This is a genomic window from Chryseobacterium sp. JAH, from assembly GCF_001507335.1.
In the GTDB taxonomy this organism is placed as follows: domain Bacteria; phylum Bacteroidota; class Bacteroidia; order Flavobacteriales; family Weeksellaceae; genus Chryseobacterium.
Map to the genome: position 1 here is coordinate 440,935 of NZ_LMAH01000003.1, position 22,738 is coordinate 463,672.

17 protein-coding genes and 3 tRNA genes are annotated in these 22,738 nt (G+C 33.7%); 11 read left to right on the top strand and 9 right to left on the bottom strand.

The window, feature by feature from the left end:
* Positions 1-154: 154 nt before the first annotated feature.
* Entirely contained in the window at positions 155-1,882 is a 1,728-nt protein-coding gene (locus AR685_RS09240) for a hypothetical protein (protein WP_047443378.1), read from the top strand.
* Between the two features lie 36 nt (positions 1,883-1,918).
* Here the strand turns inward: AR685_RS09240 and AR685_RS09245 are convergent, their stop codons facing one another.
* Complete coding sequence (locus AR685_RS09245; RefSeq protein WP_047443379.1) at positions 1,919-2,803, bottom strand: cupin-like domain-containing protein; 885 nt, start codon at positions 2,801-2,803, stop codon at positions 1,919-1,921.
* A gap of 294 nt (positions 2,804-3,097) precedes the next feature.
* Here AR685_RS09245 and AR685_RS09250 point away from each other — a divergent pair, with 294 nt between their 5' ends.
* Positions 3,098-5,812, top strand: coding sequence for a Plug and carboxypeptidase regulatory-like domain-containing protein (locus AR685_RS09250; protein WP_059124369.1), 2,715 nt, complete (start codon positions 3,098-3,100; stop codon positions 5,810-5,812).
* Positions 5,813-5,854: 42 nt separating this feature from the next.
* On the opposite strand, the gene AR685_RS09255 is transcribed toward AR685_RS09250, so the two are convergent.
* On the bottom strand, positions 5,855-6,352 hold the full coding sequence (locus tag AR685_RS09255) for a DinB family protein (protein ID WP_059124370.1): 498 nt from the start codon (positions 6,350-6,352) through the stop codon (positions 5,855-5,857).
* Positions 6,353-6,479: 127 nt separating this feature from the next.
* On the opposite strand from AR685_RS09255, the gene AR685_RS09260 reads away from it, so the two are divergent.
* The 5 genes from AR685_RS09260 (at position 6,480) to AR685_RS09280 (ending at position 12,995) form a co-directional block, all read left to right on the top strand.
* Complete coding sequence (locus AR685_RS09260; protein ID WP_047443382.1) at positions 6,480-7,397, top strand: GLPGLI family protein; 918 nt, start codon at positions 6,480-6,482, stop codon at positions 7,395-7,397.
* Positions 7,398-7,530: 133 nt separating this feature from the next.
* On the top strand, positions 7,531-7,785 hold the full coding sequence (locus AR685_RS09265; RefSeq protein WP_047443383.1) for a ferrous iron transport protein A: 255 nt from the start codon (positions 7,531-7,533) through the stop codon (positions 7,783-7,785).
* Positions 7,785-9,818, top strand: coding sequence for a ferrous iron transport protein B (gene feoB, locus AR685_RS09270; protein WP_059124371.1), 2,034 nt, complete (start codon positions 7,785-7,787; stop codon positions 9,816-9,818). The genes AR685_RS09265 and feoB overlap by 1 nt, the downstream gene beginning before the upstream one ends.
* A 285-nt stretch (positions 9,819-10,103) precedes the next feature.
* Positions 10,104-11,486: a phosphoglucosamine mutase gene (gene glmM, locus AR685_RS09275; protein WP_059124372.1), complete on the top strand. Its 1,383-nt coding sequence runs from the start codon at positions 10,104-10,106 to the stop codon at positions 11,484-11,486.
* 126 nt (positions 11,487-11,612) lie between these two features.
* On the top strand, positions 11,613-12,995 hold the full coding sequence (locus AR685_RS09280; protein ID WP_059124373.1) for a tetratricopeptide repeat protein: 1,383 nt from the start codon (positions 11,613-11,615) through the stop codon (positions 12,993-12,995).
* 298 nt (positions 12,996-13,293) lie between these two features.
* On the opposite strand, the gene AR685_RS09285 is transcribed toward AR685_RS09280, so the two are convergent.
* Genes AR685_RS09285 through AR685_RS09295 form a run of 3 tightly spaced genes read right to left on the bottom strand, consistent with a single transcriptional unit; the run spans position 13,294 to position 15,256 of the window.
* Entirely contained in the window at positions 13,294-14,178 is an 885-nt protein-coding gene (locus tag AR685_RS09285; RefSeq protein ID WP_059124374.1) for a DMT family transporter, read from the bottom strand.
* Complete coding sequence (aat, locus tag AR685_RS09290) at positions 14,165-14,818, bottom strand: leucyl/phenylalanyl-tRNA--protein transferase (protein WP_059124375.1); 654 nt, start codon at positions 14,816-14,818, stop codon at positions 14,165-14,167. The genes AR685_RS09285 and aat overlap by 14 nt, the downstream gene beginning before the upstream one ends.
* A gap of 54 nt (positions 14,819-14,872) precedes the next feature.
* A complete protein-coding gene (locus AR685_RS09295) occupies positions 14,873-15,256 on the bottom strand; it encodes a DUF3127 domain-containing protein (protein ID WP_059124376.1) in 384 nt (127 codons plus the stop codon).
* Between the two features lie 174 nt (positions 15,257-15,430).
* On the opposite strand from AR685_RS09295, the gene AR685_RS09300 reads away from it, so the two are divergent.
* The 4 genes from AR685_RS09300 to AR685_RS09315 all read left to right on the top strand — a co-directional run bounded on the left by AR685_RS09300 (position 15,431) and on the right by AR685_RS09315 (position 17,212).
* Positions 15,431-15,512, top strand: a tRNA-Leu gene (locus tag AR685_RS09300).
* Positions 15,513-15,521: 9 nt separating this feature from the next.
* A tRNA-Gly gene (locus AR685_RS09305) sits at positions 15,522-15,594 on the top strand.
* 8 nt (positions 15,595-15,602) lie between these two features.
* A tRNA-Leu gene (locus tag AR685_RS09310) sits at positions 15,603-15,684 on the top strand.
* A gap of 502 nt (positions 15,685-16,186) precedes the next feature.
* Complete coding sequence (locus AR685_RS09315) at positions 16,187-17,212, top strand: AAA family ATPase (RefSeq protein ID WP_059124377.1); 1,026 nt, start codon at positions 16,187-16,189, stop codon at positions 17,210-17,212.
* Here the strand turns inward: AR685_RS09315 and AR685_RS09320 are convergent.
* The 4 genes from AR685_RS09320 to AR685_RS09330 all read right to left on the bottom strand — a co-directional run bounded on the left by AR685_RS09320 (position 17,207) and on the right by AR685_RS09330 (position 22,567).
* A complete protein-coding gene (locus AR685_RS09320; protein ID WP_059124378.1) occupies positions 17,207-19,624 on the bottom strand; it encodes a S8 family peptidase in 2,418 nt (805 codons plus the stop codon). The two genes, AR685_RS09315 and AR685_RS09320, sit on opposite strands and share 6 nt — an antisense overlap.
* A 164-nt stretch (positions 19,625-19,788) precedes the next feature.
* Positions 19,789-20,118, bottom strand: coding sequence for a hypothetical protein (locus AR685_RS18020; protein WP_131777608.1), 330 nt, complete (start codon positions 20,116-20,118; stop codon positions 19,789-19,791).
* 636 nt (positions 20,119-20,754) lie between these two features.
* Complete coding sequence (locus AR685_RS09325; RefSeq protein WP_059124379.1) at positions 20,755-21,831, bottom strand: serine hydrolase domain-containing protein; 1,077 nt, start codon at positions 21,829-21,831, stop codon at positions 20,755-20,757.
* Positions 21,832-22,003: 172 nt separating this feature from the next.
* Positions 22,004-22,567 (bottom strand): hypothetical protein, encoded by a 564-nt coding sequence (locus AR685_RS09330; protein ID WP_059124380.1) that lies wholly within the window; start codon positions 22,565-22,567, stop codon positions 22,004-22,006.
* Positions 22,568-22,738 lie beyond the last annotated feature (171 nt).

The window sequence follows — 22,738 nt, forward strand, 5'->3', positions numbered from 1 at the left end:
ATGATCAGAAAATTAGGAATAGATAACCTGATAAATGAAGCAAGATTTGAATCTTGTATTACGCAGAAGCGAAAAAAATGTGCGGCTTTGCAAAACAATCAAATACCCTTCAAAAATTTATTTCAGTAATTTTAAAGCTTGAAATATCACCCCAATGAAACTTAACTATCTCCTGTTCTTTCTAAGTTCTTTATTTTTTGCGCAGAATACTTTTGAGACACCATTTGAAAAAGGAAATGGAAATCAGACTGTTAGCTATGATGAAATGAATTCCTATTATCAGAATTTAGCAAAAAACTTCAATACGATTCAATATCTGAAAAAAGGAGAAGATGATAATGGTAAACCGATCTATGTGGTTGTTTACAATCCTTTTCCTGAAAAAGATTTAGAGCAATTAAGGAAAGAAAAAGTCATTCTCTTTATCAACAACGGAATTCATCCTGGCGAACCGGACGGAATTGATGCTACCATGATAATGCTGAGAGATTTGGCAACAAAAAAAATCAAAACTCCTGAGAACTTCATCATCGCTGCTATTTCAGCTTATAATGTAAGCGGAATGTTGAATCGTGGTTCATTTTCCAGAGCCAATCAGAATGGTCCCGAAGAATATGGTTTCAGAGGAAATTCGAGAAATTATGATTTGAACAGAGATTTCATTAAAGCAGATTCTAAAAATGCAAAAAGCTTTCAGGAGATCTATCAATGGCTCAAACCTGATGTTTTTATCGATAATCACGTAAGCAACGGAGCTGACTATCAGTATACTTTTACTTATATTTCAACATTCAAAGAACGGTTAGGAAATCGTTTGGGCGAGTATTTCTATAATCATTTTCAATCTAAAAATCTGGAAAACCTAAAGCAAATAGGGTATGAAAGTACACCGTATGTCAATATTCACGGGGATGTTCCGGAAATCGGTTTTGCGGCTTTTGAAGATTCGCCGAGATATTCTACAGGATATGCTTCTTTGTTTAATGCAATGGGAACAATGCCTGAAACACACATGTTGAAACCTTATGATAAAAGGGTAGACGCGACGTACAAATATATGCTTGTCAATCTTCAGAATATAGATAAAGAGTACAAAAAAATAAAAAAAATTCGTCTTGAAAATCTGGAACAGTATCAAGCAGGAAAAAAGTATGGAATTCGCTGGAAAATAGACTCTACAAAATTTTCTACAATGGATTTTAAAGGCTTTGAGGGCGCTTATAAACCCAGCGATGTTTCAGGTAAACCGAGGCTGTATTATGACCGGAAAAAACCTTTTACCAAAAGAATAAAATTATTTACAACTGCAAATCCTACAGGGTATATAACGATCCCGAAACAGTATATTATTCCTCAGGCGCAGTATGAAGTGATTGAGAATCTTAAGAGGAATGGAATTCAGATGGAAGTTATTAAAAAAGATGATGTTTTATCTGTAGAATATTACACAATTGATGATTTCAAAACGGTAAAAAGTCCCTACGAAGGTCATTATCTGCATTATGATACCAAAGTAACCAAGTCAATGAATTCGATTCAGTTTCTGAAGGGAGATTACTTGGTTTCTACCAATCAGCCAGGTGTGAAGTATATCATTGAAACTCTCGAGCCGGAAGCCATTGATTCATTTTTCAATTGGAATTTCTTCGATTCGATATTGGCTCAGAAAGAATATTATTCTGCTTACATTTTTGAAGATACAGCCGCACAATTGTTAAAGGATAATGCTCAGCTAAATAAACTTTTTGAAGAAAAAAAATCTTCCGATAAAAAATTTGCTGATGATGGAAAGGTACAATTGGATTGGATTTACAGACATTCTCCTTATTATGAGAGAAATTCGCATAGAGTTTATCCTGTTTACAGAGTTTTAGAAAACTAAAAAGAAAAGACGTTTCGGCAGAAACGTCTTTTCTTTTTATCTTTTAGGTAATCCTTTTTTCAAAGCATAATTGGCTCTTTCAACAGCTTTTTTCTCCTTCCAGTCCATATATTTCTTTTTGAACTGACCTTTCATGATATTATCAAAATTTCTCTGTACGGTAAGGTTCCATAGTGAATTAGCTTTCACAGCCCAGGATTTATCCCATGCGCGAAGCGAAAGTGAGAAACTTCCATCCAAATACTTCATCCAGTGCCACCAACCGGTTGGCATAAACAAAGTGTCACCATGCTCCAGAAAACATTCAATTCCTTCTACACCGTCCAACGCAGGGAATTTTTCAAAATCAGGATTGGAAATATCAAAATCCTCCAAAGCATAGGTGGCATAAGGAAGTTTGTACAATCTGTCTTTCCATTTGTATTCAAAAAGCAAGACATGTTTTCTTCCGTTGAAATGCGTGTGGAAGATATGCGCTAAATCAATATCGTAATGTAAGAATGTTACAGAACCTTTACCTCCAAAAAACATTGAAGGGTATTTATCTAAAAATCCGCCCATCAAATCTGATGGAGAGATGTAATCCTCCAATAATTTATTCGCACGTTTGATAGGATCAAAAAAGAAAATCCTCAAATCGGTAGGTTCTCTTTGGATCAAATCGATATAATCGGCAAACTTCATTTCAGTAGTTGGCGTATTGATAGGAGCTGAAGGATCAGCTTTTGCGCTGTCATAAAGGGGAACCGTCACATCTCCTACCACTTCCTTCACATAATCCATCGTCCATTTTTGATAGGCCGGCCATTTTTTGGCCATATTTTTAATCACTACCGGTCTTCTTGGGATCAGATACTTCTCGCGAAACTCTTCCTGAGTAATATCATCAACAATATCTATAGGTTTTAGAATAACCCCCATTATTATAAATTTTATGTTACAAAATTATTAAATAAATAGATATGAAAATTGAATTACTATTCTTTTTAATCTATGACCTTCATCATTTTTTTTTTGATTTAAAATAAAAGGAAGTGAATTTTACGTAAAGATTAAGAATAAATCAAGAAAAAATTGGAAAAGGATTTTATTAAGCTATATTTATCACTATTTTTGTAGTTATAAAAAAGAGATTTAACCTTTGTCTCAAAATTATATCTCTATAATGTGTAACAAAAAAACAAACCTAATAACTAATTACTCAAATAATCAATTATGAACAGAAAAATCTCCTTATTTCTTATGGTGTTTTTCTCAGTCATTGCTTTCGCACAGAAAACAGTGTCAGGGAAAATTACAGATGAAGACGGTGTGGCAATCCCGAGTGCCAGTGTAACGGTAGAAGAACCTGGCAAAGATGCCATTCTTGCATACGGAATTACCAATTCTAAAGGAGAATATAAGGTAACGTTCACTTCTTCAGAATCCAATGTAGATTTGAAAGTAAAAGCTTTTAACCAAAAACCTTTAACCAAACAAATCCCAAATAGTGATCAGACGTTGACATTCAAGATGCAGTCTGAAGCTACAGAAATTAAAGAAGTTCAGCTCAAAACCAAGATGATTACCTCCAGAGGAGATACGATCGCTTACGATCTGAAAGCATTCGACAGCAAAAACGACCGTACATTGGCCGATGTAATGAAGAAAATTCCTGGAATTGAGGTGAACGCAGACGGTTCTATTCTTTATCAGGGAAATGCCATCAACAAATTTTACGTCAACGGAAAAGATTTGATGGAAGGAGGATACGGAACCATCAACAACTCGCTTCCAAAAGATGCTGTACAAAAAGTTGAAGTTTTGGAGAATCACCAACCCGTAAAAATGCTTCAGGGAAAAATTCCTTCAGATGCAGCGGCAATCAACATTAAGCTTAAAAACTCTGTAACGATGACAGGTCGAGGCGAAGTGGGAACCGGTTTCGGAGATCCTTGGCTTTGGAATGTGAAACTAACACCTATGTTTTTTGGTCAGAAAAGCCAATGGGTAGTCAATTATAAAACCAATAATGTAGGTGAGCAGGTAGAAAACGAAGGAAATATCATCGGTTTCGGAAGCAGCTGGGAAGGTAGAAGAGGAAATGCTTCACAGAATAACTGGTTAAGCGTAGAAAATGCGAGTGTGCCCAATCTTCCGGTAAAAAGGTATTTGTTTAACAGTGTACATTATGTTTCTGCGAACTATTTAACCAATATTGACAAAAAGAAAGAATGGGAATTAAAAGTTAACGCTAACTATACAAATAATGCTGTGGAAAGAGAGTCGACCACAAATGTTAATGATTTCCAGCAGAATACGTCTTATGGATATAGCTTTTTGAACAATTTTTACACAGACAAATTAAAAGGAGAATTAATCTTCACCAAAAATGCTAAAAAAGGATTTTTCAAAAACGTGACGACTTTCTCACAATTTTGGAATGCAGACCGATCTGATGCAAACAGATATGACAATATTGCGGGTAACAGATTTGGTAGTGAGGCTGTTCAGTCACCAACATCTTCTTTCCAAAACTCACTGAGTACGATTATTCCGTGGAAAGAAAAGATGGTTAATTTAAAATCTTATATAAACTATCAGGATGACTATCAAACATTGCAGATCACTCCTGCCAATTATCTGCAAATACCTTTCAGAGCAACACCTGCGGGACCGCTTACGACGATTCCTTTTGCTCCGGGTAGTGTTGCTTTTCAGACTTACAGAATGAAAACTTTAGATACGTCTCATTCCGCAAATATTAGTTTTACAGCAAAAGGGTGGACTTTCACGCCAGAAGTTGGAGTAGATTTTTCAACAGATAACCTGACAACAGACTTTAATGGTGTTACTACAGGATCAACTCCGGATTTTGGAAGTTCGTTGTACGAAAACAGCTTAAAATTCACAGAGTTTAAGCCTTTTGCTTCGGTGGGGATCAACTATAAATCTGATGCATGGAGTGTATTTTCTAGTTTACCGGTAAATTTTAATAATATAAAAGCTGAAGATCCTTTCAGAAATGTTAATAAAACTTTGAGCAGAACGACTTTTACACCTAATTTATTTGCTCAGTATTCTTTCGCTTCTTTCTTTAAAGCAAGTGTTAACGGTAATATCAGCAATAACTTTGGAGATATTCAAACTGCGTATGCAGGATATATCTTAACGAGTCCTGGAGGTTTCAATGTAATGAACGCTTCAAACCCAATTCCTCAAACTACTACAAAGAGCTTAGGCGGTAGATTGGAATATAGAAACCCACTTAATAACTTATTCTTTAACGCAGGATACAGATTAAGTGATGCAAAAAATAACCTATTGGCTTCAAGTTCAGTAAATGCTTCAGGATTCAGTGTTATTGAATATATTGAAAGAGAAAACAAAAGAGAAACAAATACTTTGTATGGTGAAGTTGGAAAGTATTTTCCAAAATTTAAAACAAATACATCTGTTACATTTAATCAGTCAACAACAATATCTCAGTCTATAAGAAATAATGATCTTTTAGATAATAAGAATCTGTCGAATGCATTAGGATTTAAATTTAACAATACTTATTTCTCATGGATGAGTGTTGATTTCAATTTCTCTAAAACGTGGAGTAACAGAACTAACGGAATATTACAGGGGGACTTAGGGAAAGCTGAAGGTTATACGCATAATTTAAATGTATTCTTTTATCCTTTAGAAAATCATACAGTAGGATTCTACTGGGATCAAATCAATTCGAGCCAAGCAAATGAAGAATACAAGAATGGTTTCTTTGATTTATCTTACCAATACAGCTGGGCTAGTAAAAAGGTTGATTTTGAATTGAAATGGATGAATATTGCCAACAGAAAAGTTTTTGAAAGAGTAGACGTAGGTGATGCTTCAATCAGTCAGACGACAATGCTACTAAGACCAAGTCAGGTAATGCTCGCTGTAAAATTCAACTTTAAATAAAACACAAAAACCAATCTCACTGAGATTGGTTTTTTATTTAAATTAAAAGCTTTGCAAATCTGCGGTCGGGCCATAACTTCCGGGCAGCTGAATATCATTTAATCTGTAATAAACTCCTAGCTGTGCACGGTGATGAGTAATTTGGCTTAAACTGTGGCGGATGGCACCGTATTTCGTCCAGGAAGAAAGTGTTTGTCCGTCATTTTTCAAAGACCAGCTTGGCTCAAGATCTTTTTCTGTAGCTTTTTCCAAAGCTTCTTTACTCGATTTGTAATTGTCTTCCAAAACTTTAAGCAAATCTTCTCTTGTGGTAAGCAGTTTTGGTCTTAAACTACTTTTAGCAAAATCAAGTTCTGAGCTATTGAGCATAAAGCCAGCCCATCCAAAAATTTCCGCAATATGGGTGGCAAGATGTGCCATTTTCATGCTTTTAGGATGCGGGCTGTACTCATTTTTGTCTTCCGGATAAATTTCAAAAAACTTCTTTGTTGTCTGATACTCGGCTTTCAGCTCGTCTCTGAATTGTTTTAATGGGTCCATACAATATTTGTTTTTAGGTTATTTAAATTTAAAAATTTTCGTCAAAATAGAAATGAAAGAAATTTTAATTAAAAAAATCTGTAACAAAATTATATAAGTGATCACTAATTATATAAACGTTATTAAAATGAAAAATTTATTTTCAATAGTATTGATTGCAGTTTGTACAATTGCTAATGCGCAGGAAACTGCCAACCGATTCTTTTACGAATTAACCTTTAAACCTAAAAAAGATTCTACAAAAATTGATAAAGTAATTGCCACTCTAGACATTACAGGTAAAAAATCTATCTATCAGGACTATACTGTCGCTGCTCAGGATTCTATCATCAAGTTAGCGGTAGAAGAGATGGAAAAGACTAAATCGTTTAAAGATATGTCTAAGCTTATTAAGATGCCAAAATTTTCATACAAGATTATAAAGACATATCCTGAAATGAAAGAGCAGTTTGTAGATAGAATCAGTATGAATTTATTTGGATATGAAGATGACATAAAATTTAATTGGAATATTCTTCCCGAAAAAGAAAAAGTAGGAGAATATAATACTCAAAAAGCAACTACAGATTTCGGAGGAAGAAAATGGACGGCTTGGTTCAGTACAGATATTCCATTCCAGGACGGACCTTATAAATTTTACGGATTGCCTGGATTAATTGTTAAGATTGAAGATACAGACAAACATTATTCTTGGAAATTAAGTGGTAATAAGAAAATCGAAAACTACGATGAATTATCGTACTCAGAAAAGATCAATGCTAAATACGGGATGTCAAATACGGTAACACCTACATCTAAAGAGAAATTTGAAAAAGCATATGCTACATTTAAGAAAGATCCGATGGGAGAGTTTCGTCAGAGAATTACCCCAGAAATGTCTAGTATGAAAATGCCCGGATCTGATATTACAATTGGAGAAATGATGAAAAAACAGGAAAAGATGGCGAAAGATTTTTTCAATTCTAATGATAATCCTATTGAGAAAAGCAACAAACCGAACGTAGGCAATTTAGAGAAAGTTGGAGTAGAAAAAAACAAAAAATAATTTTCATATTTAACTCACTATATTGGAATAAACCCAAATGCAGTACCGCATTTGGGTTTGTTTTTTTAGGTCAACAATGTTATTTAGATTAAATTTAAATAGCGTATATTTGCAGGTAGAAAAAATATAGGTATTGAAAGATAACTATTCACAAACATTAAACAGATTTCCTAAGAATAAACTTGGGAAGATTTTGGGTTATAATAACAATCAGTTGAAGATGCCCAACAAAATCATAGAAATGGGGCTTTTGCCTGAAACTGTTTTCAGAATTCTGTATCAGGCTCCTTTCAACGGTCCTCTTTATGTAGAATTTGGCGAAGAGAGAAGCCGGATTGCACTGCGCAAAGAAGAAGGCGAGTTTATCATTGTAGAAGATTGGAATTAATGCAGCAAAACAACAGGAAACAGGTACTTTTAGTAGGAAATCCCAACGTAGGAAAATCAACCCTTTTTAATGCTCTCTGTAATAAGAAACAGAAGACGGGTAACTACGCAGGAGTTACCGTTTCAAGTCATTCCGGCTTATACACCTACAAGAATGAAGAGGTTGAGGTTGTAGACCTTCCCGGTTCTTACAGTATTTATCCTAGTTCTGAGGACGAAGCAATTTTTTCTAAATTTCTTTTGGAAGGTCAGAAAGACTTTGCGGGAGTTATTTATATTCTGGAAGCTTTAAGTTTAAAGAGAGGATTGCTTTTATTTCAGCAGATTCAGGATCTGGGCATTCCGATGATTTTGGTTGTTAACCAAATAGATCAGGCAGAGAGAAGAGGAATCAATATTGATATTGGGAAATTTTCAGAGGCTTTGAATATCAAAATTATACAAACCAATGCTAAGGAACAGTTGGGAATTGAAGCGATACAGGAGGCTGTTTTAAATAATGATTTTGCTGAAATAGAAAAACCATCATTTGAAATTCCTGCCGAACATAAAGATTTTTTAAATAAAGTTGCTGCACACAATCATTTTCAAAACGATTATAAAGCGTGGATGAGTATTTCTGTCGGCGCAGATTTAAATAAATTAGATTCTGCGACAGATTTAATTGAGGATCCTGAATCTAAGAGTTTGGTTCCGAAAAGATTGCAGGTTCAGGAAGTGGTGAGGAGATATCAGAATATTGACAAAATTTTATCGAATGTCATTTCTAAAAAACCTCAGTTTAAAGAACTGTTAACCGAAAAACTAGATAAAGTTCTTGTTCATCCAATTTTAGGATATGTGGTTTTTATTGGAATTTTGCTGGTTATTTTCAACAGCGTTTTCTTTTTGGCAGAATATCCGATGAATTGGATCGATGAGTTTTTTGCATGGCTTTCTGCATTTACTGGAGAACATTTGCCTGAAGGTCCAATCAATTCACTGATTTCAGACGGAATTGTCCCGGGGTTAGGCGGAATCATCATCTTCGCTCCACAAATCGGGATTTTATTATATTTCCTTTATCTTTTGGAAGATTCGGGATACATGGCGAGAGTTATCTTCTTGATGGATCGATTTCTTCGTCCTTTTGGGTTGAATGGGAAAAGTATCGTTCCGCTGGTTTCAGGAACAGCCTGTGCGATTCCTGCGGTCATTTCAACAAGAAATATCGAAAATTTCAGAGAAAGACTGCTGACGATTCTGGTGACTCCGTTTATGACTTGCTCGGCAAGACTTCCGGTGTACAGCATTATCATTGGGTTGATTATTTCAGATAAAACTTTCTTGGGAATTCAGTACAGAGCTTTGGTGCTTTTGGCAATGTATCTTTTAGGTTTTTTCGTAGCATTACTTTCTGCGGCAATTTTAAAAGGTTTCATTAAAAATAAAGGAAAGACTTATCTGGTAATGGATCTGCCAACTTATAAAAAACCTCTTTTCGGATATGATATGAAAATGGTTTTAGGGAAAGTCTGGGATTTTATTACAGGAGCGGGTAAAATTATATTCATCGTTAGTATCATCATATGGTCTCTGAGTTATTTTGGGCCAAAACAAAGTCCTGATCAGATGGTGGCCACAGATGTGAAGTTAGATCACTCTTATTTAGCTAAGATGGGAAAGGCAATCGAGCCTGCCATTGCACCGTTGGGATATGACTGGAAGATGGGCGTAGGGATTCTGACAAGTTTTGTGGCAAGAGAGGTTTTCGTGGGAACGATGTCTACTTTGTACAGTTTAGACGATGAGGCTCCTGAAGGAAAAGTAATCGATAAAATGCGGATGGATGTAAAACCAAATGGCGAAAAAGTCTTCAGTTTTGCAACCGGAATTTCGGTTTTATTGTTTTATGCGTTTGCAATGCAGTGTGTTTCTACCGTTGCAGTAGTTTATAGAGAAACCAAAAGCTGGAAATGGACAGGCTTTCAGGTGATAATGATGACAGGTTTGGCATATTTTGTGTCATTAATAGCGTATCAAATCTTAAAATAATGGATTCTTCCTTAATTTTTCAATATATAGTCATCGCTCTGGTCGTGCTTTTTGCCTGTTATTCTTTATTTAGATATATCAGGAAAAACTTTGCACCCAAGAAATTTGATTCTAAAAGATCAGGCTGCGATAAGGATTGTGGGTGTTCTTAGAAGTCTTCTTCGAGTTATCATCATTAACAAAGTTTAAACTCTGTTTTTTTTAAGGAACAACTTACTAACGTTAAGCACAATTCATCAATCGATCTTTGTTTTATTCGTATTTTTGCAAAAACATTTTTAAAGTATGTCATTAATAAAAAGTATCTCCGGAATCAGAGGAACGATTGGTGGAAAAGTAAATGATAACTTGACACCGCTTGATGTCGTGAAATTTGCCTCTGCGTTCGGAACATGGCTTCAGAACAATAAAAATAAAAAAGATTTAACCTTAATTATTGGTAGAGATGCAAGAATCTCGGGTTCAATGGTCAATTCTTTAGTGACTGCAACTTTGCAGGGATTGGGAATTCATGTTGTTGATCTTGGGCTTTCAACTACGCCAACAGTGGAAATCATGGTTCCTGAATTAAATGCTGACGGCGGAATTATTTTAACCGCTTCCCACAATCCAAAACAATGGAATGCGCTAAAGCTGTTGAATGAAAAGGGAGAATTTATCAACGGGGAAAATGGAGCTGAAGTATTGGCATTGGCAGAAAATGAAGATTTTAACTATGCTGAGGTTGATGATTTAGGAAAATACGAAACCAGAGATGATGCTTTTGATATTCATATTCAGCAGATTCTTGATTTACCGATGGTGGATTTTGAAGCGATTAAAGCTAAAAAATATAAAATAGTTTTAGATGCCGTAAACTCTACTGGCGGAATTGCTATTCCTATGCTTTTAGAAAAATTAGGTTGCGAAACGGTAAAATTATATTGCGAACCCAACGGACAATTCCCGCATAATCCAGAGCCTTTGAAAGAACATTTGGGAGATATATGTGAATTGGTGATCAAAGAAAAAGCAGATTTCGGTGTGGTGGTAGATCCGGATGTTGACAGATTGGCTTTGGTCGACGAAAACGGAGAAATGTTCGGTGAAGAATATACTTTGGTTGCCGTTGCGGATTATCTGCTGAAAAATAAAAACGGAGTGGCCATTTCAAATCTTTCTTCAAGCCGCGCACTGAGAGACGTTGCCAAAGCTCACAATTCAGAATACTTTGCAAGTGCTGTAGGGGAAGTGAATGTGGTGAATTTAATGAAAGAAAAAAATGCTGTGATCGGTGGCGAAGGAAACGGAGGGATTATCTATCCTGAACTTCATTACGGAAGAGATTCTTTGGTGGGTGTTGCTTTGTTCTTAACGCATTTGGCTAAAGAAAACAAAACTGTGTCAGAATTGAGAGCCGGCTACCCAAGTTATTTCATGGGGAAAAAGAAAATTGAATTAACTCCTGAAATAAATGTTGATGAGCTTTTAACTAAAATGGAAAAAGAATATCAAAATGAAGAGGTTTCTACGGTAGACGGTGTAAAAATAGATTTTGAAAACAATTGGGTTCACTTAAGAAAGTCGAATACAGAACCGATTATCAGAATTTATACTGAGGCTTTTTCACAAGAAGAAGCCGACAAATTAGGCGATGATATGATAGAAAAAATCAGAAGTTTGATTTAAAAATTTTAACATCTGTTTCATCATTTTAATCGTAATTATTATTAACTTTAAAGTAATAAGATTTTCAGAAGCGAGTATTGGTATATCTCATATCTCTGGTCTTAAATCTTAAAACTCTTTTTTATATTGGAAGAATATTTTGGAAATGAACTTGTAAAAAAGTTCGAGGAAATGATGGAAAATAATGATGAATTCTACTTCGATACAGAAGAATTAGATGATATTATTGTTTATTATCTGGAGTTGGGAGATTTTAATTACGCCGATATGGCAGTAACTTATGGTCTCAAACTTCATCCCAATTCTTTGGATATCAAGATCAAAAAACTTGAAGTGCTCTTAGAATGGGAAGATTATAATACAGCGAAGGAAATGATCGACGAGTTAAAAGGTTCTTCTATGGAGAATACAGACTTTTTGGTATGCTACGCAAAGTATTATTCGAATTTAGGAAACCCCAGAAAATCTATTGACATTTGCAAAAAAGCTTTAGAATTAAATGAAGAAGAAAACTTCCTGAATAATTTTATCGCTGATGAATATGTCAATTTGGGAGATCCTTTTAACGCACTTAAACATTATCAGCAGGCATTGAAGGATGATCCTACCGATGAATATTCGTTGGAAAACGCAATGATCTGTTTCAGTGATATGAATAAGAGTGAGGAAGCAATTGCTTTTCTGAATGACTATCTTGATAATTTTGCCTACTCAGAAGTAGCGTGGAGCGAGTACGGACAGTATTATTTCAACAGAAAGAATTATGAAGAAGCCATCAAAGGTTTCGACTATTTGCTGGCAATCAACTCCAGCGCTGTTGGAGTGTATGCAAGTAAAGCAGCATGTTATGAAGCTTTGAATCAATACAAAAAGGCAATTGAAGTTTATGAAGAAATGCTTGAGTTGGAATACACAAAAGCATTCACCTTTTATAAAATAGGATTGTGTTATAAAGCTTTAAAGCAGCCGACCGTAGCTTTAAATTATTTCCAGAAATCACTGAGAGAAGATCCTCAGTTTTATATGGCAATGATGGAGCAGTCTTATCTATACGAAGAAATGGGCGGAATGCCTGAAGCGCTGCACTTTGCAAGAGAAGCTACTTTGCTGAATGACGGTAACCTTGAGTATCAGAAAAGGCTTGCCTTTTTATTTATCGACTCAGGAAAGTTTGAAGAAAGTCTTTCGTGCCTGAAAAAGTTGGTCGATGCAGAACCGTCAAGATTTTATAATTGGTACGCATATACAGAAGTTTTAATGTTGGTGGGCGAATATGAAGAAGCGGTTACCGTTTTGATTGCGGCCTTACAACATCACAATCGTGCAGAATTGTATTACCAGCTGAGTAACTGTTATTTTAATTTGAAAAATGCAACAAAAGGCGCTGAAAGTTTAGAGAAAGCTTTAGAACTCGACCCTTCCTTGATTAGTGATATGCAGAAAAAATATCCGTATATCAAAGATGAAGTGAAGAAAGTTAAGGCTAAGGTGGTGAAGAAGAAAGATTGATTAGCTGGGTGTTAGCAGCTGCAAGATGGATGTTTTGCTTTGCCTTACAAACAGATTTAGTCTTCTCATCTGATAAAATTTAAAAGATTAATTTAAATAAAATAATCCTGCAGCAATGCGGGATTTATTTTTGCGCATTCGTCATCAATCTACGTTATTTCAATTGATGAAACTTTGTGGTCTCTGCTAAGTGGAACGACTTTGCGAACTTAAAAACAGTTAGTAGTAAAAAAAAATCTTAGTAAACTTTGCGTTTAAAAAAATGCATTCAATCAATTTAAGTTAATTAACGTGGGATTTATTTTTGAATAACAGTTTTAGCCCTTAAAAAGATCAACCCGGCAATAATAATACTTGCTCCCGCAAATTGTAAAATCGTCAGTTTTTCACCGTCTAAAATCCCCCAGATAATTGCTACAATCGGCATCAGCAAAGTAACGGTCGATGCAAACAGCGGAGTAGAAACTTTGAGCAAACGATAATTCATCATCATCGCCAAACCAGTTCCGAAAACGGAAAGCAAACTCACAAACATCAAACCCATCATGTTTTCTTTTGAAAAAGTAAATGTTGAAGCAAAACCGGTTGAAAGTAAGGCTATAAGTGATGGTAAAAATAAAATAAATGAAAATACAAATGCCGACAAAACAGTAGAGGAAACTTCCATCAGCTTAGATTTTACAGTCGTTGTACTGATAGCGTAGCATAATGTTGCCAAGAGCAAAAGCAAAATAGGAAATATTTTAAATTGAGAATCTTCTCCGCCCCCAAAAGCAAGCATGCAGACTCCGGCAAAACTGATGAAAATACCGGTCATTTGTCTCTTGGTCGTTTCAAACTTCCAGAATAAAGTTCCAACAATAATCACAAAGATAGGCATCATTGAATTGATGATTCCTGCAATACTGCTGCTGACTTCTGTTTCAGCGATAGGAAACAGGAACATTGGGATAAAATTTCCTGTAAAAGCTGCTAAAATCAACCATTTTAAATGCTTCTTTGGAAAGAGTTTGTATTTTGATAAGGCAATGGGCATTAGAATAATTCCTGCGATTAAAACTCTCAATGCTCCGACCTGATAAGGAGTAAAATGGTCTAAGGACTTTTTAATTAAAATAAATGACGAACCCCAAATAATGCTGAGCACAATCAGAAGAATCCATTTTTCTTTATCTGCTCTCATTGTTGTTGTGTAAAGTTTTTAGAAACTCTTTTTTAGGGATCATGGTTGCGCCTAAGCTTTCAAGGTGTACGGTGTGAGATTGACAGTCGATCAAAGCGAATTCGTCTTTATGAGCTTCTACAAAATGTATAAATCCGGCTTTTGATGCGTTGCTCACTTTGGCAAACATACTTTCTCCGCAAAAGACGTTTCCCACCTGCAAGCCGTAAAATCCACCGACCAGTTCATTGTTTTGCCACACTTCAATACTTCTTGCAAAGCCATATTCATGAAGTTTTATAAAAGATTCCATCAACTCATCCGAAAGCCAGGTTCCGTCTTGTCCTTTTCGGCTGACCTGCTGACAGTTTTTAATCACTTCTCTGAAATTCTGATTTTCTGTAAATGTGAATTGATTATTCTTTAAAATTTTCCTCATTGATTTGGAAACTTTTAAATCTTTTGGAAACAAAACAAACCTCGGATCAGGACACCACCAGAGAATTTCTTCATCAGGATTGAACCACGGGAAAATACCATTTTGATATGCAAACCAAATTCTTTCCATAGACAGGTCACCTCCAAAGGCAATAATACCTTCATGACCGTCATAATGCAACGGATTGGGAAAAGAAATTTCGTTGGGGTCTAGTCGAATCATAGGTGAAAAAAATCCCACTTAAAAAGCGGGATTGTGTTTGATAGTATGCTTTAATTAAAAAGGTAAATCGTCGTCGTCGTCTCCCGCAAAAGGATTTTCGTTAGAAACCGGTGAAGCAGATTGTTGAGAAGATGCTTGGGTTGGCTCAGAACCAGTACCGCCATCCATCACTTTTTCTACTCTCCATCCTGTAATAGAGTTGAAATATTTAGTTTCTCCTTGTGGCGAAACCCATTCTCTTCCTCTGATGTTGATTCCTACCTTCACATTTTCTCCTTCTTTCAAAACATCCAATAAATTTATTTTATCTTGTAAAAATTCGATGTTGATTGGCTGTGGGTATTGTTCTTGTGTAAGAATAACCATTTCTCTCTTTTGGAAACCACTCGCAAATGTTTGAACATCAGTGATTTTCTTTACCGTTCCTTGTAATTCCATATCGTAAATATTAACTTTGTAAAAGTAGTAAATTGAAATGTAATAAAACAACTGGGAAAGAAACTTTGTAAAAAAAATAAATTTTTTTTTGAAAAGTCTTGCAAATACAAATTATTGCCCTATATTTGCACTCACAAAAACGAAAGAAGATCTTTAAAATAACTCAATAATAATGCGGATGTGGTGTAATTGGTAGCCACGCCAGACTTAGGATCTGGTGCCGTGAGGCGTGGGGGTTCGAGTCCCTTCATCCGCACTACAAATTGCGAAAATAGCTCAGCTGGTAGAGCACAACCTTGCCAAGGTTGGGGTCGCGGGTTCGAGTCCCGTTTTTCGCTCTCATCACGCCCTGGTGGTGGAATTGGTAGACACGCAGGACTTAAAATCCTGTATCTTCGGATGTACGGGTTCAAGTCCCGTCTGGGGTACTTAAAAAGACTGTTAATCATTGATTAACAGTCTTTTTTGTTTTGGTGGGGGAATAAAAGGGGGATGTAGTTATAAATATCGATATTAGTTACATGTTACATTTCATAGAGAGAGTTGACAAAAGTAGAAATATGCAATCTAAAATGTACAGTCTATATCAATGACTTCAGCAGATATAATTTTATATCTTAGTCAAATCAAACAGCGAAAAGGGCAATTGTTAACATATAGGAACAGTTTTTGTCGAACTATTATATTAACCAGTATACCGAATTATCTACAATCTTCGCCAAATGAATGATATGATTTAAAAAAAAATAAAATTATAGTATGAAATATTTCAGAAAAATTAATTGATAGATATTTATTTCAGTGTTAATTTACAGGAAACAGTAATATAGCATACATATATTTTGTAGATTTGTCAAATAAATTTTGATTTTAATTTAGCTTATTTCAAGACGAAATCGTTATTCAATTAAAAAATAAATTTAATTCTATATGAGCCAAGCTGACTACATAAAAGATATTGCTAAATATGGTTTAGAAAATGATCGAAGTAACTTATTAAATGTTCTTAATGAGTTAATCGAACATTCTAAAAAGACAAGAAAAGTAAATTTAGCTATACAACTTCAATCCATTTTAAAAGACAGCTTAAAACAGTCAAATAATATTCTTACTAAAGTTGGCTCTGATTCATATTACAATAGAGTAGAAGATCGGGAATTTAATGAACTTATCTTAGAAAAAATAACTTCCGATTATACACTTTCAAACATTGTAGTTGATCCTAATATTAAAAATGATCTTAATTGTTTTATCGAAGAGCATGAAAATATAGAAGTATTAAGAAAATTTGATCTTCCAGTATCAAACAAAATACTTTTACATGGTCCATCAGGATGCGGAAAAACTTTAGCGTCTTATATAATTGCAGGAGAGCTAAAAAAAATGATGATGGTTGTAAATCTTGGATCTGTCGTTTCTTCTAAATTAGGAGACACAAGTAAAAACTTATCAAAAATATTTAGAAATGCCTCAGCTGAAGATTGTATTATTTTTATTGATGAGTTTGATAGTTTAGGAAAAGTTAGAGATTATAATCAGGATCATGGAGAAATGAAAAGAGTTGTTAATACAATATTGCAACTTTTTGATTACCTGCCACAAAGCAGTATTATTATAGCTGCTACAAATCAAAAAGAAATGATCGATGATGCACTTCTCAGAAGATTTGATTTTTCTATTGAGTTCTTGTTGCCTAATGAGAGGCAAATAAATGATTTATTATCTCTAACATTAGATAATGGAAAATTTGAGTTCGATAATAAAACCTCCGCTAAAAAAATTGCTAAAAAAGCAATTGGCTTATCTTATTATAGTATTCAAAAAACATTAATTACTGCAATAAAGAGAAGTCTTTTTGAGCTTTCTAAATCATCTTCATTTTTTCAAACTGCAAAAATAAAAACTGCTATTTGGGGAGAATTGATCGAAAAGGAAAAAGTTTCTTTGAATTTATAAATCTTGGAATAGATCTCCAATTACCCCTGCATCCAAATCGGTTTCGATATCTAAGTATGCATTAATTCTCATCATTTCTGTATATAGTTCTTGTTGAGGCTCATTTTCATTCGAGATCAGCTCTGTTATTCTAATAGCTATAGAAAAAGGATGATTTACTCTTGATAAAGTATCTTTAAAATCAGCTTTACCCAAACATCTAATAGCAAGTGCAACAGAACCATCAACATTAACAATATCTTGTGGCTGTAGTGTGAAAGATTTTTTTTGTGCATTAGAAAAAATTCTGTTATCAATACCAAAATGGTCTTCACTCCAAGAAAAGCCATTTTTTATGCCATAATCGTCCTTTTTTCCTGCGATTTCTTGCATAGGAACATTTTTCACAATACAAAAAGACATATGCAACGGAAGATAATTTAGATGATTATCTTCTTTTGGATCAAAACTATAAGCAAGTGAAATATCAAATTTCAATTTATTTCCATTTGTTAACATATATGGGGGAATAAAAATTGGATATTTAATAATTTGTTCTATTTTTATTTCTTTTTCAAGAATGTAAACAATAGAATTAATATCAGTATCTTTTATATGATGTTTTGAGGGCTTTCCAAAACCTATTAAACTTTTTAGGAGGTCATCCTTACCATTAAAATGAGGAAATTTATTTGCGTTGTAATATGAAGAACTATTTATAAGAATTGCTTTTACTGTTTGGGCACGTATGTTTGGGTAATGTGTCAGTATTTCAGAAGCATAAGAAGTTAAAAGTGGAGTTGCCAAACTTGTTCCTGAAGTTTTTCCATAGAATTTTTCTACGTTAGCTAAAGGGGAAGTTAAAATGTTTATTCCTGCGTTTAAAGCAAATAAGTCACCACCTTCCATAATAAAGTCAGGTTTATTAAGGTTTTTATTTCTCAATCTACTTATATTTATTCCATTAATCTCTTTATTAAAATCAATATGAAATTTTCTTGTGTAATGTGCAGGATATAATGACGAAGGAGTAACGTCTGAATTATCTCCATCTTCTAAATTATCTGCGATTGCACCTACAGAAATATTATTTAAAGATTCAGCGGGGCTGCAAATATTTGTATCCTCACACATATGAGATTCTGATTCACTATCTAATGCGTAAAAAAAAGTTGGATACTCATGGTTTTCATGAAAGTATTCTCCCTTTAGTAATTCTAGGCTTTCAGCATCAAAATTCCCTGTGGAGATAAAAACAATTAAATCTTCTTCATGTGCTAATTTATCCAACTCATAGGCAAATCTACTGTAGGAAGAATTATATTTTTTTGCATTTGGGAGAACAAGTGACATATTAAAAAGCTTAACACCGAAAGTCCTTCTGATATCTCTCAAATTATCTATTAAAAGTGGAATATTCAGTTCATCGTTACTTCGATGGAGAGCTTTTATGTTGAGTATTTTTGCTTTTGCATCGTAAACCGCTCTATCTTCTTTGTAAAAATCATCACCCAACACAATTAAACCTGAAACTAAAGTTCCATGTCCCTCCTCATCCCAAAATGCTTCTACAGCAGTGTGATTATATGATACTGCATCTGTAACATTTTCAAATGGGACTATTCTGGCTATCCCTGTATCAATAACTCCCACTAAAGGAATGTTTTCATCTACATTAACCGTAAATCCATACTCTTTAACTGGACCTGCAATACTTCTTCTGATCTTCTCAATTCTTGAACTTGTTACAGTTTTGACAATGTCAAAATTATCTACAATAAGAGCTAAATTAGTTGGAGAAATGGTATGAATCTCGAGTATATAAGGGGTGTTTCTCGAATAAGTAAATTGTATGTTTCTAATTCTTAATTGATTAAATAACGCTTCTTTCTGTTCATTATAAATACCTTCTAAATGTGTATAAATAAATGAAATAAGGATTCCATGATCAGAAAATGTTAGTGTTCTTTCTTCACTACTATAAAAAGAAAATTTATAAACTAATGCTAATAAATTATATTCTTCACCGTGATAAGAGACCCCTTCATTACTATTAACAATACTATCAATATGTCCCAAAAAGACAGTAAATAATCTTGCATTTTCGATTTGAAATAAAATAGTCCTATTGAAATCAGTATATTCTATTGGACTAATTCCGTATTTTCTCAAAAAAGCACGGTGAAGAGCGTTATCGAAGGTTTTAAAAAAATGAATTTTAATTAATTCAACATTGGGAAGTTCAATAGTTTTTTTTTCAGATCTTACATCTCTCTTCTGTAGAAATTCGATTTTAAAATTTCTTAAAATACGTTTTCTATCTTCATTTATTACTGTGTTTTGCTCTCCTTCTTGAGTGTCAACTCTTCTTTGACGTTGGAAGCCTATTTGACTACCTGTTTCATTATTTAAATAAACAAATTTATTACCCATATTTATTCTCGCTAGTTGTTAGTTTTAACTACTAAAAGTAATAAAATCTTTTTTAATTTACATTACCAAAAACGTTGATGAAATTTTTATTTATTAAAATAATACCATGAGTATTAAATTAATTGCCATCCATCTGTTAATTCAATATTGTAATAATAAATGAATTAAGCTTTACAGCACAAAACATATCGGACAATAGTGACACCTACCTTTTTAAGCTCACGTTCCATCTTTGGGAAAAAATCGTATAGGGACTGTAGTTTGGGGCTGATGGACTGAACCGTGTTATTGGAAAACAAAAGTTCCAGCTCGGCGTCTGTCTTGGCATTGATTGCATCAGGGCTCAAGCCTAGAATCTCATATAATGAGATGTATTTTTTAACGGTATTTCTGGAAAGCGATAAATAGCTGCTTATAAATAACTTGCTCTTTCCAGTGCTGTAGAATTTTATGACTTTTCTAATTTTACTCATGTCTGTTATTTTATTTGCCATAGTCCGCTTTTTTTAACGAATGTATGACGCTAACATCATGAAAAAATCAAGTCGTTTTTATCTCAAATTTAACCCAGATAAGAGGTGGTCATTTTGAACCGGAAAGTGGTGGTCACTTTGCTCCGAAATCAGTGGTCAATTTACTCCGAAATTAGGTGGTCAATTTGACCGTCTTTTCCAATCTTAGAACAATTCATGTAATTTATGATGATGGAGATATTTGTCAATTACAAATTGTCATGTACGATAAAAAAGCCATTCATATTAATATTATACAGCATATGATTGCAGATTTAAAAGCTGACACAGAAAATAATTCAATCGTATAAAAAATAATCTTGAACACTTTTTATTTCACGGTATAAAAAACAAAACCGCTCCAAATCGGAAGCGGTTAATTTTAAAAAACTATTGATGAAATCTCAAATAATAAATAAAATATTAATTATTCTTATTATAAAAGATCATCGTTTTTTGAGATTTAGCTTATCGGGTTTAAGGTTCCGTAGCTTCGCGCAATAGCGGCAATCTACCGCTTAGTTGTAAAGATATGTAAATTTCCTTTTGAGTAATTTCCGGCTAAAGAAAAATAAAACCAGCTATTGCGCGAAACCCTTGTTGTATCTGCAGGCTCTTTTATTTTGTTATTTCATCAATAAAACTATGTAATTTTTTCAATTCAACGCGTCCTCTATTTTTTTCTCCAAGAAGACAAGTTGCAACAATTACCATTTTTAAATCAGGCACAATACAAATAATTTGTCCACCATAACCAACAGCAACAATAGCTTGATGTCCATTTGTTTTTCTTCTCCACCAATAATATCCATATCCGTTTGCATTTTGCAAAACGTCCCAAGAATCTAGTTTTACTTGTTCTGCAGTAGATTCCTCAATCCATTTTTCTGAAACAATTTGTTTATTTCCTATTTTTCCTTTGTTTAAGATTAGAGTTCCAAATTTTAGCATATCATGTGGTTTCATAAAAAGTTCAGAACCTGCTAAATTTGTATTCAAAACATCAGTATCCCATCTGTCAATTTTTAAAGATAATGGTTCAAATAGATTTTTATCAGCAAAGTCCTTTAAGCTAGATTTTACTATTCGAGAAAGTGATGCTCCAAAAACATAAGTTTCTCCAGAACTATAATTAAATGTATCTCCAGGATACTCTTCAAATGGTAATTCCAACATAAATTTTACGGGGTCAGAAGAAAACCCCATTGCAGTAGAGATTTGGCTATTTTCCGTATAATTAAAACCTCCCTGCATTGTCATTAAATGCCTTAATGTAACAGTTTTTCTGATGGAGTCATTTTGCATTTTTCCTTCAATATTAGAAATATTTTTGAATTTACTTCTTGGAATATCATATTCAGGAAGTATTTTCAAAACAGGTGTTTTTAAATCAGGAAGCATTCCCTTGTCTCTTGCAATTCCTGCTAAAACAGAAGTTACACTTTTGGTAACAGACTTTACATTAAAAATAGTTTCTTTATTCGCTCCGTGAAAATATTGCTCATAAATAACATTCCCATTTTTTGAAACGATAAAAGAACCAATACTTGGAATAGAATCATTTATTTTTTTAGTAAATTCTTGAAAAAAAGATTTTGATAATTCTTTACTTTGAGTTGTTTGAGATTTCAGATTTGCAGAAAATAAAGTCATAGAAGTTATGACAGAAATTTTATAAAATAACTTGATATTCATTGTATTTATACACGATTTTTAATGAGCTTGCAGATAACGTTTGGCCTGTAACCGTCAGTCGCGGATCAAAGCAAACTGAGTTCTCTCTGCTAAGATAGAATTTCTTCGTGAAAACAAAACGTCAATTTACCGAAAACTCCGCGATTGCGGTTACAGGCGGTTATGTGTAGTGCTATTGTTTTTTAATTCTATTTCCAGATTCAATAAAAAGGTTAAAGCAATCGTGAATTAGAATATTGAACCAACTACAAACTTCTTCACAAATTAATATTTCGTCATCAGAGATAATCATGTCTTTTTCGTTTTTAGGATGTGTTATCCTATTTCTTACATTTTTAGCGATTATTAACTTTTCCCAATTTGTACTGCCAACACCGAAGTCTAAATTTCCGTTGAAAAGTTTGTTTATTGTCTTAAACGTAAATTTGATGTTGTCCAAGATATTAATTGCCTTTGAGCCAGTTTTTATATCGCCATTTCCTTTTAATTCATATGATTCCTCTGTAAGAATTGAATACTCGGAAATATTTATTTTTCTTTGTATTCCGTCTATTGATTTTGCTTTGAGACAAACTTGTTTCATGACCCAAATACTTCCTTCAACATAAGCAAATAGACTTCTTATGTAAACACGACGATAAAATTGAGAATTTCTATTTTTGGATAATAATTCTTCACTTTCAAATGCGTCATCCAATAAAGGTTCAAGTCCTTTTTTAATATCTCCAACTTTCATATTTTTTGTTTAGTTGATCTCAAAGTTTCCGGGATGCTTAAGCATTACACATAACTTGTATACACACGCTATATTATAGCGTATATCTATCCAAATTCGACTGGATATGCGGTAAAATACATGCTTTTATCTTTTTTCAGTTTATATAAAGTAACCAAAGATAATTATTAT

Excerpts from the sequence above, each read along its gene's own strand:
- AR685_RS09240 (WP_047443378.1), top strand. The coding sequence starts at position 155 with ATGAAACTTAACTATCTCCTGTTCTTTCTAAGTTCTTTATTTTTTGCG.
- AR685_RS09245 (WP_047443379.1), bottom strand. The coding sequence starts at position 2,803 with ATGGGGGTTATTCTAAAACCTATAGATATTGTTGATGATATTACTCAG.
- AR685_RS09250 (WP_059124369.1), top strand. The coding sequence starts at position 3,098 with ATGAACAGAAAAATCTCCTTATTTCTTATGGTGTTTTTCTCAGTCATT.
- AR685_RS09255 (WP_059124370.1), bottom strand. The coding sequence starts at position 6,352 with ATGGACCCATTAAAACAATTCAGAGACGAGCTGAAAGCCGAGTATCAG.
- AR685_RS09260 (WP_047443382.1), top strand. The coding sequence starts at position 6,480 with ATGAAAAATTTATTTTCAATAGTATTGATTGCAGTTTGTACAATTGCT.
- feoB (WP_059124371.1), top strand. The coding sequence starts at position 7,785 with ATGCAGCAAAACAACAGGAAACAGGTACTTTTAGTAGGAAATCCCAAC.
- glmM (WP_059124372.1), top strand. The coding sequence starts at position 10,104 with ATGTCATTAATAAAAAGTATCTCCGGAATCAGAGGAACGATTGGTGGA.
- AR685_RS09285 (WP_059124374.1), bottom strand. The coding sequence starts at position 14,178 with ATGAGAGCAGATAAAGAAAAATGGATTCTTCTGATTGTGCTCAGCATT.
- aat (WP_059124375.1), bottom strand. The coding sequence starts at position 14,818 with ATGATTCGACTAGACCCCAACGAAATTTCTTTTCCCAATCCGTTGCAT.
- AR685_RS09295 (WP_059124376.1), bottom strand. The coding sequence starts at position 15,256 with ATGGAATTACAAGGAACGGTAAAGAAAATCACTGATGTTCAAACATTT.
- AR685_RS09315 (WP_059124377.1), top strand. The coding sequence starts at position 16,187 with ATGAGCCAAGCTGACTACATAAAAGATATTGCTAAATATGGTTTAGAA.
- AR685_RS09320 (WP_059124378.1), bottom strand. The coding sequence starts at position 19,624 with ATGGGTAATAAATTTGTTTATTTAAATAATGAAACAGGTAGTCAAATA.
- AR685_RS18020 (WP_131777608.1), bottom strand. The coding sequence starts at position 20,118 with ATGGCAAATAAAATAACAGACATGAGTAAAATTAGAAAAGTCATAAAA.
- AR685_RS09325 (WP_059124379.1), bottom strand. The coding sequence starts at position 21,831 with ATGAATATCAAGTTATTTTATAAAATTTCTGTCATAACTTCTATGACT.
- AR685_RS09330 (WP_059124380.1), bottom strand. The coding sequence starts at position 22,567 with ATGAAAGTTGGAGATATTAAAAAAGGACTTGAACCTTTATTGGATGAC.